Raw genomic sequence first — 18,092 nt, 5'->3', positions numbered from 1 at the left:
TGTCCACAAATGGCGGGATAATATATGAATATGGAAATTCAACATTATATTAAAATTATAAAAAAATGGTGGAATGAAAGTGTTCTCATTTGACGTTTTGGATATAGCGTGATATAGTGAAATCACTATTGAGCTACATAATGTGGTACGGAAATAAAGCACGTTGAATTAAAGGCTGTAAGCTTGTTATACATTCATGTCCTTTATATCCACCTTTTCATGTGGATTCATAGTTTCATTTTTATTTAGGAGGTACATGACATGCAAACAGGTAAAGTTAAATGGTTCAACAGCGAAAAAGGTTTCGGTTTCATCGAAGTTGAAGGTGGAGACGATGTATTCGTTCACTTCTCAGCTATCCAAGGTGACGGATTCAAAACTTTAGAAGAAGGTCAAGAAGTTTCTTTCGAAATCGTTGAAGGTAACCGTGGACCACAAGCTGCTAACGTTACAAAAAACTAATTAGCTAGCGATAAAAAGCATTCCGATTTTCGGAATGCTTTTTTTATTCTTTGGAACTAGATTCATTTGAAGATAATTCACCTTTGAAGGTACGTTCTTCAAAATCATCAAGCATTTGTTCATATTCTTCATGCTCTTCTGTAGCGAAAACTTGTGGGTTTTTCCCGTACATATCCGTACCGATAAAGTTTTCAAAATCCTCCACGTAGCCTACGTTTTCTTCACTATTTACATACATGCCATTATAGTTTTTTGAATCTTGTCTTTCTAAATCAGACGGCGTTTCAGATGTTCCGTAATTTGCGACATCTTGCCACGCATCTTCCGCATCGTACTCAACAGAATTGTCCTCATCATGCTTGTGGAAAGAAGGAGACAACACTTCTTCTTCAACTGGTCGTGTATTCATATTTAACTTATTTGTCGCGTGCTGGATGCATGTTGTAGCAGTCGGCATTGCTTCCAATCTTTCAAATGGAATCTCTTCGCCAGACACTTCGCAAATGCCGTACGTACCCGCTTCTATTTTTTGCAAGGCATGTTTCGTGTCCTCAAGCTGTTTATGCCAAAGTTCAATAAGCCCGAAGTCTTTTTCCCGTTCATATAGCTCTGTAGCCATATCACCTGGATGGTTGTCATAGCTAGACAGTTCTCCTACTGAGTCACGTTCAGAAGCACGATCTGTATTTTCATGAGTTTGTATCGTTTGCTCTAGTTCTTGTTTTTGTTTTTCTAAAATGGATTTAAATTGACCTACTTGTTGTGGAGTTAACATAGTCGTCCACCTTCCTACAATTCAGTTTCTTTACATAGTATGAGCGTTGAGAGTAGGAATTATGAGATGAATTTTAGATATGAAAAAGGAGCCGCATAAGCAGCTCCTTTTATAGAAAGTATCCAAGTAATAATCCGATTCCCATTAGGAAACCGAAGATTGTATTTGTTTTTGCTGTTGCAATCATCGCAGGTACCATTTCCATCGGAATGCTTTTGCCGATAAAGCCTTTCGTCGCTTTAAATGCTTTCGGCGCACTTAAAAATACGATAAGCATCCATGGTGATACGATGCCCACGATAATTAAAGCAATTGTCCAAATGTAGGAAACAATGAACATCGAAGCAAGTACACCAACCGCTCGCTCGCGTCCAACGAGAATTGCTAACGTTTTACGACCGTTTTCTTTATCGCCATCCAAGTCACGAATATTATTGGCTAGTAAAATGGCACCAATTAAAATGGAGCTTGGAATAGATAGTAAAATGACTTCTGATGTTACAGTTCCAGTTTGAATAAAGAATGAAATCCCAATAATAATGACACCCATAAATAATCCGGCTGTCAACTCTCCAAATGGTGTATATGCAATTGGAAGTGGGCCACCTGTATAAAGGTAAGCAACGGCCATACAAACAAGACCGATTGCAGCAAGCCACCAGCTAGAATTTATACAAATATAAACACCTAATAGTATTGCGATGCCGAAAAATCCAAATGCTAAGTTAAGCACTGTTTTTGGCTGAATGCCATCGCGAACGATAGCGCCGCCGATACCAACTGAACCTTCGTGATCGAGTCCTCTTTTATAATCAAAGTATTCATTAAACATGTTTGTTGCTGCTTGAATGAGAAGACAAGCAAGAAGCATCATAAGGAAAAGAGGAAGATGTATTTGATTTATACCTCCGACCTGCATCGAATATGCTGTTCCGATGAAAACAGGTACGAAAGCGGCTGTTAATGTATGGGGACGTAGTAAACTCCACCAGATGCGCCAGCCGGTTTGCTTACTTGGCTTTGGCGCCGTAGGAGAGGAATTCGTTTTGACGTTCATTTCCATGTTGAATCCTCCTTTGGTCACATATTGTACACAACTAAGTGTAGAAAAAGCATCATTTAGTGTCAACGTTTATTTTCTAGGAAGAGAAGGTGAATTTCTCAGAAATGCTAAACGTTGACAGGCCTTTCGTTTGAGGTGTATCTTAAAATCAAGCGTAATTATGACTATTTTTCGCCCATAGGGGGGAGACAATTGTGATTCAAACGAAACAAAAAGGCTTGCAAGAAGTTCTTATTGCAGCTATCAAGCGTGCAACTAACGAAAAAACATTGGTTAGTTTTGTAAAACAAATAGACTGGGTGGATCCGCTTCTGTTCTATGCAGCAGGAAAAAGGATTTCATTCGAAAATAGATGTTATTTTGCAGACCCGGCTCAGCATGTAATATTTGCAGGAATTGGCTCTGTTTTCACTATAGCAAATTCTTCTCATAAGCGCTTTCAAACCGCTCGCGAGGAGTGGGAGAAAGTAAAAGAGATTGCATTTGTCCAAAGAGATGAATATGAATTTGGAACGGGTCCGCTTTTATTTGGTGGTTTTTCCTTTGATCCAGAAAAAGAGAAAACGGACCTATGGAAAGAGTTTAAAGATACGACATTTTCACTACCAGCATTTTTATTAACTGTAAAAAATGAAAAAGCATGGTTAACGATGAATACATTTGTTTCAGCAACAGATTGTGCAGAAACTCTTTCTAACGAAATGATTTCTTTAGAAGAGAAGATTTTGGGAGAGAGTAAATGTGCGCTAAACGGATCAAAATTAGCTGTTATTTCTAAAGTAGAAGTGGATCCGAAAGGCTGGATGAAAGCAATTGAAAAAGTACAAGATGAGATGAAGCAGGGTAACGTGCAGAAGGTTGTATTGGCGAGGGAACTAAAAGTAGAGATGAATCAGTCGATTGATTCTGCTCTTGTTTTAGAAGCACTTCGCATTGGTCAACCGGATTGTTACGTATTTTCTTTTGATTATAAAGGAGCATGCTTCTTAGGAGCGACGCCTGAGAGATTAATTCGCAAAGAAGATGAGAAATTTACATCGATGTGTCTTGCGGGTTCAATCGGTCATGGTCATTCTATAGAAGAAAGTAAGCGAAATAGTAATGCGCTTCTTCATGATGAAAAGAATTTAGCTGAACATGGGTATGTTGTTAACATGATCCGCTCGGTACTAAATGAACATTGCGAATACGTTAATATTCCGGAAAGCCCAGGTTTATTAACAACGAAAAACTTAATTCACTTATATACGCCTGTAGAAGCAAAAGGCGATGCGAGTCTTTTAACAATGGTAGAAGAATTACATCCAACACCAGCTCTTGGCGGGACACCTCGTTTGGAAGCGATGAAACTGATCCGTGATGTTGAATTGTTAGACAGAGGGTTGTATGGTGCACCGATTGGCTGGATAGATGATGAAGGAAATGGTGAATTTGCGGTTGCACTGCGCTGCGGATTATTAAACGGCGAGAAAGCATCCTTATTTGCCGGTTGTGGTATTGTAATTGATTCAATCCCGCAGCTTGAATATGAAGAAACAAGTTTGAAGTTTAGACCGATGCTTGGTGCTTTGGAGGAATTAATGAAATGAACAATCATATAGAAGCATTATCATATTATTTAGGCGCGTTCGTGGATGAACTGACGCGTCTAGATGTATGTGATGTTGTCATTAGTCCAGGCTCACGGTCAACGCCGATTGCTTTACTAATGGAACAACACGAAGGAATGAACACATATTTACATGTAGATGAAAGATCAGCAGGGTTTTTCGCGCTCGGTATTGCGAAAGCAAAAAAACGCCCAGTAGCATTATTATGTACGTCAGGAACAGCAGCAGCGAACTATTATCCAGCTGTATGTGAAGCTTTTCATTCAAGGATCCCACTTATCGTCTTAACAGCGGATAGACCGCATGAATTAAGAGATGTGGGTGCACCACAAGCAATGAATCAATTTAATTTATACGGTACTTTTGTGAAACAATTTACAGAGATGGCACTGCCAGAAGCAAGTGAAGCGATGTATCATTACGCTCGTATGACGACGCAGCGTATAGTAGCAAATGCTTGTTTAGCGCCGCAGGGTCCTGTTCATCTTAATTTTCCAGTTCGCGAGCCACTTATCCCTGATTTCTCACTAGAAAGCTTATGGGATAAAGGACGTAGTGAATATACAGGAGTAGTTCAGCAAGGAAACGCGGTGATGCCGAGTGAATATGTAGATTCTCTTGTAGGGCGCCTTTCACATATGGAAAAGGGGCTTATTATTTGTGGAGATGATAGTCATGCAGAAATTGCAATGTTTGCAACGCAACTAGCTGAAAAAACTGGCTATCCTATATTAGCAGACCCACTTTCTAATATTCGTAGCGGACACCACGATAAAACGATGGTAATTGACTGTTATGATACATTTTTACGAAATGAACAGTTAAAAGAAACATGGAAACCGGACGTTTTAATTCGCTTTGGTGGTATGCCTGTTTCTAAATCATTAACGCAGTTCATAAAAAAACAAACGAAAGCAGTTCATATCGTTGTCGATGAATCAGGACAATGGAGAGATCCAGCTCTTGTTGCGACAGAAGTTGTGCAAGCAAGTGACATTGAATTCTGCAAGACATTAATAGAAAAAATGCCAGTTATGAAAAAGAATGATTGGTCCCTAATGTGGCAACATATAAACGAAAAAACGAAGGAAACGCTTCGCGAAATGGAAGCATATGAAACTGCATTTGAAGGAAAGGTTATTACAGATATTGTGCGCGTATTACCAGAAGACGCAACGTTATTTGCGAGCAATAGTATGCCAATTCGTGATACAGATTCATTCTTCTTCACATCGGATAAAAACATCCATGTGATGGCAAACCGTGGTGTAAATGGTATTGATGGAATCATTTCGACAGCTCTAGGAGCAAGCGTTATTTGCGACCCACTTGTATTAGTGATTGGTGATTTATCATTTTATCACGATTTAAATGGACTGTTAGCAGCGAAATTACATGAATTAAATATAACAATTGTCGTTGTAAATAATGATGGTGGGGGTATTTTCTCATTCTTACCACAGTATGAGAAAAAGGAACATTTTGAATCATTATTTGGAACACCAATTGGACTTGATTATGAGCACGTTGTCAAAATGTACGGCGGTTCATTTAGCCGTGTAAATGGTTGGGAGCAATTCCGAGAAGAAGTTCGAAAAGGAACGACGACAGAAGGTTTACACGTTGTGGAAATTTGTACGAATCGTGATGAAAACTTAACATTGCACCGTACGTTATGGGCAAAAACACAGGACGTAATTACTACATCGTTGCAAGGTGAATCAAAATGAACGTAACGCTGCAAGGTGTATCGTATGAATATGAAGTAGTCGGAAGCGGGGAACCACTTCTACTTCTTCATGGTTTTACGGGAAGCATGGAAACGTGGCGTTCTTTTATCTCTTCATGGAGTGAGCAGTTTCAAGTTATTGTAGTGGATCTTGTTGGGCACGGAAAGACGGAGAGTCCTGAAGATGTTGCGCATTATGATATCCGAAATGTGGCATTGCAAATGAAAGAACTACTAGATTACCTTCATATTGAAAAAGCACATATACTTGGTTACTCAATGGGAGGAAGACTGTCGATTACGATGGCATGTCTATATCCAGATTATGTACACTCTCTTTTATTAGAAAATTGTACAGCTGGGCTCGAAGACGAAGCGGATAGAAAAGAACGTCGTGAAAAAGATGATCGACTTGCCGATAAAATTGAGCGAGAAGGCATAGAAATTTTTGTATCCATGTGGGAAAATATTCCGCTTTTTGAAACGCAAAAACGTTTAGCAAAAAACGTACAAGAAGCGGTGCGAAAAGAACGACTTGCTAACAACCCAAAAGGGCTCGCAAATAGCTTGCGCGGTATGGGAACTGGGGCTCAGCCTTCATGGTGGGATGAGCTGAAAAACTTAAAAATACCTGTTCTTTTAATGAACGGAGAATATGATGAAAAGTTCTTCCGCATATTAAAAAACATCGAAAAATGCGTGTCTGATGCGAAATTTGTCAAAATTCATGGTGCTGGCCATGCAATTCATGTGGAACAACCGGAAAAGTTTGATACAATAGTAAAGGGATTTCTAAAAACTATGCAGTGATACTTTTTTCAGCAAGAAGGAAGCCACTCTTATAGGTGAAATCAGAAATATACAAGGAGGTAGTTGTAATGGCTATTGAATGGGTAAAAGAAGGCAATTACGAAGATATTATTTATTCAACATACAATGGTATCGCAAAGATTTCGATTAACCGTCCTGAAGTACATAACGCATTCCGCCCAAAAACGGTAATGGAGTTAATCGATGCTTTTGCACAAGCTCGTGATGATGCAAATGTTGGCGTTATCATTTTAACAGGTGAAGGTGGACGTGCATTCTGTTCTGGCGGCGACCAAAAAGTTCGCGGTCATGGCGGATATGTAGGTGACGACCAAATCCCACGTCTAAACGTATTAGACTTACAACGTCTAATTCGCGCAATTCCTAAACCAGTTATCGCAATGGTAGCAGGTTATGCAATCGGTGGTGGACACGTACTTCATATCGTATGTGACTTAACAATCGCTGCAGACAACGCTGTATTCGGACAAACAGGTCCTAAAGTAGGAAGCTTTGACGGTGGATACGGAGCTGGTTACTTAGCTCGTATGGTAGGCCACAAGAAAGCTCGTGAAATTTGGTACCTATGCCGTCAATACAACGCTCAAGAAGCGCTTGATATGGGCTTAGTAAACACTGTAGTACCATTAGAAGAGCTTGAAGCAGAAACAGTACAATGGGCACAAGAAATTTTAGCAAACAGCCCAATGGCACTTCGTTTCCTAAAAGCTGCATTCAACGCAGACACAGACGGTCTAGCTGGTATTCAACAACTAGCTGGAGATGCAACGTTATTGTACTACACAACTGACGAAGCAAAAGAAGGTCGCGACGCATTCAAAGAAAAACGCAGTCCGGACTTCGGTCAATTCCCTCGTTTCCCTTGATCAAACCAAAAGCGGAAGCGGCTCGCCAATAAAGTGAGACGCAACGAAAAGGTCAAACCGGAAACAAAACAACTAAGAGACTTGATATCATATCAAGTCTCTTTCTTTCATGAAAGGAGAATGAATGATGGAGACGATGCCAAATTGGTTAATGCAACGTGCATTTTTAACACCAGATCGCACTGCAATTGAAATAGAGGAAGAGAAAGTTACTTTTATGGAGCTGCATGAAAAAGTAGTATCTGTTTGTGAACACCTCACGCATGTTGGAGTGGAGCGAGGGCAAAAGGTGGCTGTTCTGATGAAAAATGGTATGGAGATGATTACAGTTATTCACGCCCTATCTTATGTAGGTGCAGTAGCTGTGCTTTTAAATACGCGTCTTTCAAGAGAAGAGCTACTTTGGCAAATGGATGATGCTGAAGTTGTTTGTTTAGTAACGGATCAAGATTTTGATGCTAAAGATGTTCCTGTTTATTCATTCGCCGAAGTGATGAATGGACCAAAAGAGGAAGCCTCTATACAAGAAGAGTTTTCTTTAGAAGAAGCGATGACAATTATTTATACGTCTGGGACGACAGGCAAACCGAAAGGCGTTATTTTAACGTACGGCAATCATTGGGCAAGCGCAGTCGGTTCGTCGCTTAATTTAGGACTTCGTGATGATGATTGCTGGTTAGCTTGTATGCCGATGTTCCATGTTGGCGGGCTATCTCTTTTAATGAAAAACATTATGTACGGCATGCGCATTTTACTTGTTCCGAAATATGATGCTGATTTTATTCATAAAGCACTTCAAACGAGAGGTGTTACGATTATTTCTGTTGTATCCAAAATGTTAACAGATTTATTAGAGAGACTTGGAGAAGGGACATACCCAGCTTCTTTACGATGTATGTTACTTGGCGGAGGACCAGCGCCGAAACCGTTATTAGAAACATGTGTAGAAAAAGGAATCCCTGTGTATCAAACGTACGGTATGACAGAAACGTCTTCGCAAATTTGCACGTTATCAGCAGATTACATGTTAACGAAAGTAGGATCAGCTGGAAAACCACTACTTCAGTGCCAACTCCGTATTGAAAAAGATGGCGTAGTAGTGCCACCATTTGCGGAAGGTGAGATTGTAGTAAAAGGGCCGAACGTAACAGGCGGTTACTTTAACCGTGAAGATGCGACGCGAGAGACTATTCAAAACGGATGGCTTCATACTGGCGACCTCGGTTATTTAGACGAAGAAGGGTTTTTATACGTATTAGATCGCCGCAGTGATTTAATTATTTCTGGCGGAGAGAACATATATCCAGCTCAAATTGAAGAAGTGTTGCTTTCTCATCCGGCAGTAGCGGAAGCTGGTGTTGTCGGCATGGCTGACGATAAATGGGGACAAGTACCAGCTGCTTTTGTTGTGAAAAGCGGGGCGGTAACAGAAGAAGAAATTCTTCATTTTTGCGAGGAGAAATTAGCGAAATATAAAGTGCCGAAGAAAGCATGTTTCTTAGAGGAATTACCACGTAACGCTTCGAAAAAATTGTTAAGACGAGAGTTAAGACAATTAGTGGAGGAGATGTAGGTGGAAATAAAAAAAGCGACACTGTATATAACGGAAATGCCACTCGTAATCCCGTTTGCTACAAGCTACGGGACTTACGAAAAGCGTGAGAGTATCGTCATTGAATTAGAAGATACAGACGGGTGCATTGGTTTTGGCGAAGTCGTTGCGTTCTCTGAACCGTGGTATACGGAAGAAACGGTGAAGACGGCGCTGCATGTACTGCAAGACTTTTTATTACCGGATTTATTAAAGGTTGAAATTTCTCATCCGAATGAGGTACCGGGTCTATTTCAACATATAAAAAGAAACCGAATGGCAAAGGCCGGAATTGAAGGGGCTGTTTGGGATTTATATGCGAAGCGTCAAAAGAAATCGTTAGCGACATTGCTTGGGGGAACGAAGTCTGAAATTGAAGTCGGCGTTGTAATTGGGATCAATACAATTCCGGTTATGTTAAAACAAATCGAGAAGTACGCAGAAGAAGGATACGAGCGTTTTAAAGTAAAAATAAAACCGGGGTATGATTATGAGTTATTGAAAGAAATTCGTAAAGAGTTTCCGCATATCCCGCTAATGGCAGATGCAAATTCAGCATATACATTAGGGGATACGGAGAGGCTGAAACGACTAGATGAATTCCAATTAATGATGATTGAACAACCGTTAGCGGATTACGATTTTCTCGATCACGCGGAATTGCAAAAGAAAATTGAAACGCCGATTTGTTTAGATGAAAGTATTCATAGTTTAGAAGATGCACGCGTTGCGATTACGCTTGGTAGCTGCCAAATTGTGAACATTAAACCAGGGCGAGTGGGCGGACTAACAGAATCAATCCAAATCCATAATTATTGTATGGAACATAACGTACCCGTTTGGTGCGGTGGTATGGTAGAGATGGGGATTTCACGAGCGCAAAATGTTGCTCTTGCGTCATTGCCTAACTTTACGATTCCAGGAGATATATCTGCTTCTAGTAGGCACTGGGAGAGGGATATTATTTCGCCGGAAGTGGCGCTTGAGGGCGGAAAAGTGATTGTACCGCAAAGTGTTGATGCTGAGTATGAGGTAGATCGCGGAAGACTGGCGGAAATCACGAAGCAGCGGATTGTTTTGGAGCGGTAAGCTGAGTTTTTCAAATAGCGGGCGGATTTTGTCGTTAATTGTCGGTAAGTCGATATATTTCAATAATCGCTGATATAATTTGAGTTACGGTCGATATAATTGAAAAATCGCTGATATAATTCAAGTTGTGATCGATATATTTCGAAAATCGCTGATATAATTTTATTTACCAAGGTTACTCTAACGAGTAGCCTTTTTGTATTGTACAAATTGGATAGACTAGTTTACAATCGAGCGTATAAAAATGGAATGAAAAAGGGGGAGTAAAATGAAGCGCATTTCAATTTTAATAGCGGATGATGAGGCAGAAATTGCTGATTTAATTGAGATACATTTAGAAAAAGAAGGGTACCACGTCGTGAAAGCAGCTGATGGAGAAGAGGCAATTCATATTATTGAAACGCAGCCAATCGACTTGGTAATTTTAGATATTATGATGCCGAAAATGGATGGGTATGAGGTGACGCGTCAAATTCGCACGAAACATCATATGCCGATTATTTTTTTAAGCGCGAAAACTTCGGACTTTGATAAGGTGACAGGTCTTGTACTAGGCGCGGATGATTATATGACGAAGCCTTTCACACCGATTGAATTAGTTGCACGTGTAAATGCACAACTGCGTAGGTTTTTTACGTTAAATCAACCGAAAGTAGCGGAGAGTAAATCTGCTTTAGAAATAGGCGGAGTCGTAATTAATCCCGAGCGTAGGACGGTTGATGTATATGGTGAGCAAATTGAATTAACGCCGAAAGAGTTTGATATTTTATATTTATTAGCGAGTCATCCGAAGAAAGTGTACAATGTAGAAAATATTTTTCAGCACGTATGGGCAGACGATTATTATGAAGGTGGAAATACAGTAATGGTACATATTCGTACGTTGCGGAAGAAGCTTGGAGAAGATAAAAGAAAGGATAAATTAATAAAAACAGTGTGGGGAGTAGGTTATACTTTTAATGGCTAATATGATGAAAAGTTTTCGATTTAAAATGATTGCCTTATTTGCGTTAAGTATGGTACTTGCAGCAACTGTAACTTATATAATTTATAAAGGATTGCAGCTGTATTATAAAACGATGGTTCGCTACGAAGAGCCTTTAGCACAATTTAGGTCAATGGTAAGGGAATTTGGAGACATTAATTTCTTTTTAATTTTCTTTATTCCGTTATCTATTATCTTTTTCTTCTTTTTGACAAAACCGTATTTAAAATACTTTGATGAAATTTCTAATGGGATTCATCATCTTGCGAACGGTAACTTTACGAATAAAGTTCAAGTTTCATCAAATGATGAGTTTGGAAATATCGCGCGTGAAATAAATGTTGCAAGTGAAAAGTTAAAAGAAGCTGTTGAAAGAGGAGACTTTGCTGAAAGTAGTAAAGATCAGCTTGTTGTGAATTTAGCTCATGATTTAAGAACACCATTAACATCCGTGTTAGGATATTTAGATTTAATTCTTAAAGATGAAAATTTAACAAAAGAACAAATTAAACATTTCTCCACAATTGCATATACAAAATCGCAAAGACTGGAAAGTTTAATTGATGAGCTATTTGAAATTACACGTATGAATTATGGCATGCTAAAGCTGGATAAAAAGCCGATTGATATAAGTGAGTTGCTTATACAGTTAGAGGAGGAATTGTATCCGTTATTAGAAAAACATCATTTAGAAGCTAGATTGAATGTGGCTCCTCATTTACCGATGCACGGTGATGGAAAATTGTTAGCTAGAGTATTTGAAAACTTGTTAACAAATGCCGTTCGTTACGGCTATGATGGACAATTTGTTGATATGAATGGGTATGTTGATAATGGAGAAGTTGTCGTACAAATTATGAATTACGGAGATAGCATCCCGGAAGAAGATTTACCGTATCTTTTTGATATGTTCTATACAGGTGATAAAGCAAGAACTGAGAACCGTGGCGGGACAGGCCTTGGACTATTTATTGCGAAAAATATTGTCGAGCAACATAACGGTACGATTTCTGCTGAGAGCAATGTAGTTAGAACGATATTTGAAGTACGATTGCCAAAAGACGAGAATGTAACAATTTAATAAAAATTTAAACTTTATCCCACTTTTTATTTTAATAGTTTTTTCTATTCTATACGTAAGTTACGTTAAGGAGGAACTAGAAATGAAAAAGTGGGTATTTATTTCTTTTTTTATAGTATGCACAGTATGTGTAGGCGTTTATATATCACCGTTATTTCAAAAGGAAATCGACGTTAAAATTGTCGGGAAAGATGAGCTAGTAAAGGCGGCAAACACCGATGGGAAAGAGATTACGAAGGAACAAATTTATAAGGGCGATTTATTATTAGTTAACAGGGATTACCCAGTAAAAAAAGATAGTATTAGGTCTGATATTATAAATGTAAATCATAATAGTGAATTAGTGAGAGGCTATGTAATATTTGATAGAAATCTTCGTTTATCAAAGGATGTTGTGAAAAAGTTTTTGAACGTTGTCGATGCGGCTGGAAAAGAAAGTGTTAACCATTTTTTGATTAGTAGTGGCTATAGAGATTTCCAAGAGCAAAAACAGCTATATGAAAAAATGGGATCTGATTATGCACTTCCAGCAGGATACAGTGAACATAACTTAGGATTATCACTGGACATTGGGTCTACTCAAAAGAAAATGGAGAAAGCGCCTGAAGGAAAATGGATTGAAGAGAACGTATGGAAGCATGGCTTTGTATTACGTTATCCGAAAAATAAAAGTAACATTACAGGCATTCAATATGAGCCATGGCATATACGTTATGTAGGCTTACCTCATAGCGCAATTATGCAAAAAAAGAATTTCACACTAGAGGAATATTTAGAGTTTTTAAAAGAGGAAAAAGAGATTTCAACTGAAGTCGAAGGTAAGAAATATACTGTTTCTTATTATAAAGTTTCTGAGAATATGAAAGTGAACGTTCCAGCAAACAAGCAGTATGAAATTTCCGGGAACAATATGGATGGGGTTATTGTGACGGTTCAGGAATAGAGAAAAAGGCTGTGCCATTTGGGACAGCCTTTTCTTATATAAGAAAGGAAGTGACGTTTTTTGTCGGTAAATCGATATTCTTTGTCGAATCGTTAATATATTATAAGTTATGATAGATATAATTGAAAAATCGTTGATATATTGTAAGTTATGATAGATATATTCAAAAAATCGTTGATATAATTTCCTATACTATTAGCATTTTGGAGGAGCATCTTTTTATTCGCTTTTAAACATTATAACGTTATATTTACTTCTCCCTTTTTTTGTGTTACGCTAAACGTGTGAAAGAGATATAAAAATGAAACTTTAATGTAAGCGTATTCTTATGGCTTCTTATAGAAAAGGATGGAAGTACAATGACAGAACGATTCGTACTACGTAATGTGAAACGTGTGAACGGGGAAGAGATTGACATTGTAATTGAAAATAATAAAATCGCACAGGTGACGAAAGCTGGTGCTGGTGAGGGTGGAAAGGTTCTTGATTGCTCTGGTACTTACGTATCGAGTGGCTGGATTGATTTACACGTTCATGCTTTTCCAGAGTTTGATCCGTATGGCGATGAAGTGGATGAAATTGGTGTTAAGCAAGGGGTAACGACAATTGTTGATGCGGGTAGCTGCGGTGCTGATCGCATTGCAGATTTAGTAAAAAGTAGAGAGCAGGCAAAAACGAATTTATTTGCCTTTTTGAATATTTCTCGCATCGGTTTGAAACGAATTGATGAATTATCCAATATGGAATGGATAGATAAAGAGAAAGTAATAGAAGCAGTAGAAAAGTATAAAGATGTAATCGTTGGGTTAAAAGCGAGAATGAGTAAAAGCGTCGTTTGTGATAGTGGAATTGAACCGCTTCATGTAGCGCGCTCTTTATCCCGTGAAACATCATTACCGATTATGGTACATATCGGTTCAGCGCCTCCTCGCATTGAGGAAGTTGTACCTCTTTTAGAAAAAGATGATGTTATTACACATTACTTAAACGGGAAAGAAAATAACTTATTTGATGAAGAAGGAAAACCGCTACCTGTGTTACTAGATGCAGTGAATCGCGGCGTACATTTAGATGTTGGTCATGGTAATGCTAGTTTTTCTTTTAAAGTAGCAGAGGCGGCGAAGCGTCACGGTATTGCCTTTCATACAATTAGTACAGATATTTACCGAAAGAATCGTATACACGGTCCAGTATATAGTATGGCTCACGTTCTTTCGAAATTCCTTTACTTAGGTTATCCGCTAGAAGAAGTAATTAATGCGGTTACGAAAAATGCGGCAGAGTGGCTGAAGAAACCAGAGCTTGGCCGTATTCAAGAAGGCCATATTGCAAACTTAACTTTATTTACGGTGAAAGATGAGAAGATTACGTTAATCGATTCAGAAGGGGACCAGCGCATTGCTAAAAAAAGAATTGATACAAAAGGGGTTGTAATTAATGGGTCATTCATTGAATGCTAAGTACGGATTAAAAAGAGTAATTAATGCGAGCGGTAGAATGAGTATTTTAGGTGTATCTGCTCCTACAGATACGGTAATGGATGCGATGAAACATGGTGGACAAAATTATGTGGAAATTGCTGATTTAGTAGATAAAGCAGGAGACCATATTGCGAGAATTCTAGATTCAGAGGCAGCGGTCGTTGTGAATTCAGCATCGAGCGGAATTGCGCTTTCTATCGCTGGTATCGTTACAGAAGGAAATCGCCGTAAAAGTGAAAGACTTCATCAAGAAGTAATCGCGAAAAACGAAGTGATTATGTTAAAAGGTCATAACGTTCAATACGGTGCTCCTGTTGAAACGATGATTTACTTAGGCGGCGGTAAACTTGTAGAAGTTGGCTATGCAAATGAAGGGAAAGCAGAGCATATTGAAGATGCAATTGGTGAAAATACAGCAGCGATTCTGTATGTGAAATCACATCATGCAGTGCAAAAAAATATGATTTCTGTTGAAGAAGCATGGGAAGTTGCGCAGCGAAATAAAGTACCGTTTATCGTGGATGCAGCAGCTGAAGAAGACATTCAAAAATATGTGAAGTATTCAGATCTTGCTATTTATAGCGGTTCAAAGGCAATTGAAGGACCTACTTCTGGTATTGTGGGCGGTAAAAGAAAGTATATTGAATGGCTGAAAGTGCAATTACATTGTATCGGAAGAAGCATGAAAGTTGGGAAAGAAACAACTTTTGGTTTACTTCAAGCACTTGATGAGTACGGAGTAAAAGAAGATAAGAGCGAGCAAGAAAAAGAATTGCTACAAGTACTTATGCCGCTAAAAGAATTAAATGGTGTAAATGTAACGATCGTTCAAGATGAAGCTGGAAGAGCAATCTTTAGAGCACGTATTCATATTAACGAAAAAGAGTTAAATAAATCGGCAAAAGACGTTGTGGCTGCATTACGCGACGGGGAAATTGCAATTTACACACGTGATTACGGAGTAAGACAAGGGTTCTTTGATATCGATCCACGTCCACTTCAAGGTGATGACATACATGTAATTGAAGAAAAAATGAGAGAAATTGTAGGGGGAAACTAAAATGACAAACATTCAAAAACGTTTTTATAAAGGCCGCGTAGCATTAAATGTATTGGCAAACAATATAGAAAATGCGAAAGATATTTTTGAAGCAGCAGAAGGTTATGTAGTAGTGGGAGTGTTATCAAAAGACTATCCAACAGTAGAAGAAGCTGTTACAGCTATGAAAGCATATGGAAAAGAAATTGATGACGCTGTATCAATCGGACTAGGCGCAGGAGATAATCGCCAAGCGGCAGTTGTGGCTGAAATTGCGAAGCATTATCCTGGTAGCCATATTAACCAAGTGTTTCCTTCAGTTGGAGCGACACGTGCAAATCTTGGCGAAAAAGATAGCTGGATTAATAGTTTAGTATCGCCAACAGGAAAAGTAGGTTACGTAAATATTTCTACTGGCCCAATTAGTGCGGCTGGAGAAGAAAAAGCAATCGTTCCAATTAAAACAGCGATTGCACTTGTACGTGATATGGGCGGAAATTCATTGAAGTACTTCCCGATGAAAGGGCTAGCCCATGAAGAAGAATATCGCGCAGTTGCGAAAGCTTGTGCGGAAGAAGGATTCGCATTAGAGCCAACAGGCGGAATTGATAAAGAAAACTTCGAAACAATTGTACGTATTGCGCTTGAGGCAAATGTAGAGCAAGTTATCCCGCACGTGTACTCTTCTATTATTGATAAAGAAACTGGTAACACGAAAGTAGAAGATGTGCGTGAATTATTAGCAGTCGTGAAGAAGCTAGTTGATCAATATGCGTAAGAAAATTGCAGCGTTCGGCGAAGTAATGATGCGCCTGCAAGTACCTGGATATGAATTGTTGTCGCAAGCTAACACGTTAAATTACTCATTTTCAGGTACAGGTGTGAACGTTGTAGCGGCACTTTCTCACTTAGGGCATGAAGGGCTTCTTATTTCAACTTTACCGGAAAATTCGGTTGGAGATGCAGCTGTATCTTACATTCAAAAGTTAGGAATTCAAACTTCTCTTGTTTCAAGAGGTGGTAAATATGTAGGTATGTATTTTTTAGAAAATGGATTCGGTGCACGTGCAAGCCGCGTTACGTATTCGAATCGACTAGAAAGTAGCTTCAATACGGCGTCTGAAGAGATATACCAATTTGAAGAAATTGCTAAGGAAATTGATATCGTTCATTTTTGCGGTATTACACTTGCGATGAATGATACGGTGCGCCATCATATGAAGTCTTTAGCGAGAGCAGTTAAAGAAAACGGAGGAACCGTCGTTTTTGATTGTAATTATCGTCCATCACTTTGGGGAGAAGACGGATATGAACAGGCAAAACCGCATTATGAAGAAATGCTGGGACTTGCTGATATCGTTATGATGAACGAAAAAGATGCAATGTTTGTTTTAGGAATAAAAACCGAAGAAACGGAGCGAGAGGCGCAACTTGTTGATCTTATTCCAAAGGTAGCTGAAACGTATCATATCGCTACAATCGCTGGTACTCATCGCTCTATTAACAGTGATAATACACATTCGCTTCGCGGGTTTATATGTAAAGATGGAACGTTCACTTTTGCAAAAACACTTACGTTTTCTGTATATGATAGAATAGGTGCTGGAGATGCTTATACGAGCGGAATTATTCATGGCGAGATAAAGGAGTTCGCACCAGAGAAAGCTGTTTCATTTGCGTCAGCAGCTGGAATGCTAGCACATACAATCGTCGGTGATACGCCAATGTCATCAGAGAAGGATATACTTCGGGCAATGACGGCATCAGTAGGTGATGTAGAAAGGTAGTGGGTGTAACGGTGAACGTAACGAGAAAAAAAGGACCATTATATTTGCAAATAAAAAATATTATTCGTGATCGAATATTGCATGGTGTATATGCGATTCATACGAATATCCCTTCCGAACCGCAGTTAGAAGAAGAGTTCAAAGTGAGTAAAATTACAGTGCGAAATGCGATTAAAGAACTCGCTCAAGAAGGATATTTGGAAAAGAAAAGCGGTAAAGGAACGAAAGTCATCCGCAATACTTCTGCGACAAAACTGTCAAAGGGTAAGAAATTTACTGAAGTGTTAGTGGAAGAAGGATATAAAGTACAGAAGAAATTGCTAAAAGCAGAAATTGTGCAGAATGAAGAAGGAACAGTGCCATTTCGATTATTCGGTAAGGAGAGTTTTCGTATTGAACGTTTATATACGTTAAATGATGCACCGTACATTCATTATACGCACTATTTCTCAGCAGGAATGGCAAGTTCAGATTTATCGGATTTTGACTTGCAATCGCTTTATGATTTAGTTGAAGACCGAGGTATTCATTTAGAAAACTTCAGAGATGAATTCGCTGTTGGACTCGCGCCTAGTTTCGTTGCAGAAGCGCTAGGTGAAAAAGAGGGGACAGCGCTATTAAAACGCATGCGTTATTCTTACGATGAAGTTGGCGAAGTAATTGAATATAGCGAAGGCTACTACAATACAGAAATGCAGCATTATGTAGTGAATTATGACGTATAAAAAAGAGGGGATTTTCCCTCTTTTTTTATAAAGTA

17 protein-coding genes are annotated in these 18,092 nt (G+C 38.9%); 15 read left to right on the top strand and 2 right to left on the bottom strand.

Annotation, left to right across the window (positions count from 1 at the left end; all coding sequences use genetic code 11):
- Positions 1-261 precede the first annotated feature (261 nt).
- On the top strand, positions 262-462 hold the full coding sequence (gene cspD / locus V7S45_RS24085) for a cold-shock protein CspD (RefSeq protein ID WP_001193054.1): 201 nt from the start codon (positions 262-264) through the stop codon (positions 460-462).
- Positions 463-505: 43 nt separating this feature from the next.
- Here the strand turns inward: cspD and V7S45_RS24080 are convergent, their stop codons facing one another.
- Entirely contained in the window at positions 506-1,237 is a 732-nt protein-coding gene (locus tag V7S45_RS24080; RefSeq protein ID WP_000957396.1) for a yteA family sporulation protein, read from the bottom strand.
- A 109-nt stretch (positions 1,238-1,346) separates the two neighbouring features.
- Positions 1,347-2,300, bottom strand: a complete 954-nt coding sequence (locus V7S45_RS24075; RefSeq protein WP_000425766.1) for a 1,4-dihydroxy-2-naphthoate polyprenyltransferase — start codon at positions 2,298-2,300, stop codon at positions 1,347-1,349.
- A gap of 194 nt (positions 2,301-2,494) precedes the next feature.
- Here V7S45_RS24075 and V7S45_RS24070 point away from each other — a divergent pair, with 194 nt between their 5' ends.
- From V7S45_RS24070 to V7S45_RS24005, 14 genes are all read left to right on the top strand, one after another.
- Positions 2,495-3,889, top strand: coding sequence for an isochorismate synthase (locus V7S45_RS24070; RefSeq protein WP_342761524.1), 1,395 nt, complete (start codon positions 2,495-2,497; stop codon positions 3,887-3,889).
- A complete protein-coding gene (gene menD / locus V7S45_RS24065; protein WP_088344288.1) occupies positions 3,886-5,640 on the top strand; it encodes a 2-succinyl-5-enolpyruvyl-6-hydroxy-3-cyclohexene-1-carboxylic-acid synthase in 1,755 nt (584 codons plus the stop codon). The genes V7S45_RS24070 and menD overlap by 4 nt, the downstream gene beginning before the upstream one ends.
- Entirely contained in the window at positions 5,637-6,449 is an 813-nt protein-coding gene (gene menH, locus V7S45_RS24060; protein ID WP_025686770.1) for a 2-succinyl-6-hydroxy-2,4-cyclohexadiene-1-carboxylate synthase, read from the top strand. Before menD ends, menH begins: the two co-directional genes overlap by 4 nt.
- Positions 6,450-6,517: 68 nt before the next feature.
- Complete coding sequence (menB, locus tag V7S45_RS24055) at positions 6,518-7,336, top strand: 1,4-dihydroxy-2-naphthoyl-CoA synthase (RefSeq protein ID WP_000963881.1); 819 nt, start codon at positions 6,518-6,520, stop codon at positions 7,334-7,336.
- Between the two features lie 127 nt (positions 7,337-7,463).
- Positions 7,464-8,909 carry an o-succinylbenzoate--CoA ligase gene (locus V7S45_RS24050; RefSeq protein WP_142292892.1) on the top strand — a complete coding sequence of 482 codons (1,446 nt, stop codon included), beginning with the start codon at positions 7,464-7,466 and terminating at the stop codon, positions 8,907-8,909.
- Complete coding sequence (menC, locus tag V7S45_RS24045) at positions 8,910-10,016, top strand: o-succinylbenzoate synthase (RefSeq protein WP_342761523.1); 1,107 nt, start codon at positions 8,910-8,912, stop codon at positions 10,014-10,016. It abuts the gene before it with no gap.
- A 268-nt stretch (positions 10,017-10,284) separates the two neighbouring features.
- Positions 10,285-10,983: a response regulator transcription factor gene (locus tag V7S45_RS24040; protein WP_000822487.1), complete on the top strand. Its 699-nt coding sequence runs from the start codon at positions 10,285-10,287 to the stop codon at positions 10,981-10,983.
- Positions 10,976-12,082 carry a HAMP domain-containing sensor histidine kinase gene (locus V7S45_RS24035; RefSeq protein WP_000002598.1) on the top strand — a complete coding sequence of 369 codons (1,107 nt, stop codon included), beginning with the start codon at positions 10,976-10,978 and terminating at the stop codon, positions 12,080-12,082. Before V7S45_RS24040 ends, V7S45_RS24035 begins: the two co-directional genes overlap by 8 nt.
- Positions 12,083-12,164: 82 nt before the next feature.
- Positions 12,165-13,025 (top strand): D-Ala-D-Ala carboxypeptidase VanY, encoded by an 861-nt coding sequence (locus V7S45_RS24030; protein ID WP_000759406.1) that lies wholly within the window; start codon positions 12,165-12,167, stop codon positions 13,023-13,025.
- Positions 13,026-13,384: 359 nt separating this feature from the next.
- On the top strand, positions 13,385-14,485 hold the full coding sequence (locus V7S45_RS24025) for an amidohydrolase/deacetylase family metallohydrolase (protein WP_025686766.1): 1,101 nt from the start codon (positions 13,385-13,387) through the stop codon (positions 14,483-14,485).
- The gene (locus tag V7S45_RS24020) at positions 14,463-15,566 is read left to right on the top strand and encodes a DgaE family pyridoxal phosphate-dependent ammonia lyase (protein ID WP_025686765.1); all 1,104 of its coding nucleotides are present in this window, start codon (positions 14,463-14,465) and stop codon (positions 15,564-15,566) included. Before V7S45_RS24025 ends, V7S45_RS24020 begins: the two co-directional genes overlap by 23 nt.
- A gap of 1 nt (position 15,567) precedes the next feature.
- A complete protein-coding gene (locus V7S45_RS24015; protein WP_000181907.1) occupies positions 15,568-16,323 on the top strand; it encodes a KDGP aldolase family protein in 756 nt (251 codons plus the stop codon).
- The gene (locus V7S45_RS24010) at positions 16,316-17,332 is read left to right on the top strand and encodes a sugar kinase (protein ID WP_001227516.1); all 1,017 of its coding nucleotides are present in this window, start codon (positions 16,316-16,318) and stop codon (positions 17,330-17,332) included. The genes V7S45_RS24015 and V7S45_RS24010 overlap by 8 nt, the downstream gene beginning before the upstream one ends.
- Complete coding sequence (locus V7S45_RS24005; RefSeq protein WP_000539278.1) at positions 17,332-18,057, top strand: GntR family transcriptional regulator; 726 nt, start codon at positions 17,332-17,334, stop codon at positions 18,055-18,057. Before V7S45_RS24010 ends, V7S45_RS24005 begins: the two co-directional genes overlap by 1 nt.
- Positions 18,058-18,092 lie beyond the last annotated feature (35 nt).

This window comes from Bacillus sp. BR3(2024) (assembly GCF_039134555.1).
GTDB lineage: Bacteria > Bacillota > Bacilli > Bacillales > Bacillaceae_G > Bacillus_A > Bacillus_A cereus.
The sequence above is the reverse complement of the archived record's forward strand: the minus strand, read 5'-3'. Positions and strand labels throughout refer to the sequence as shown.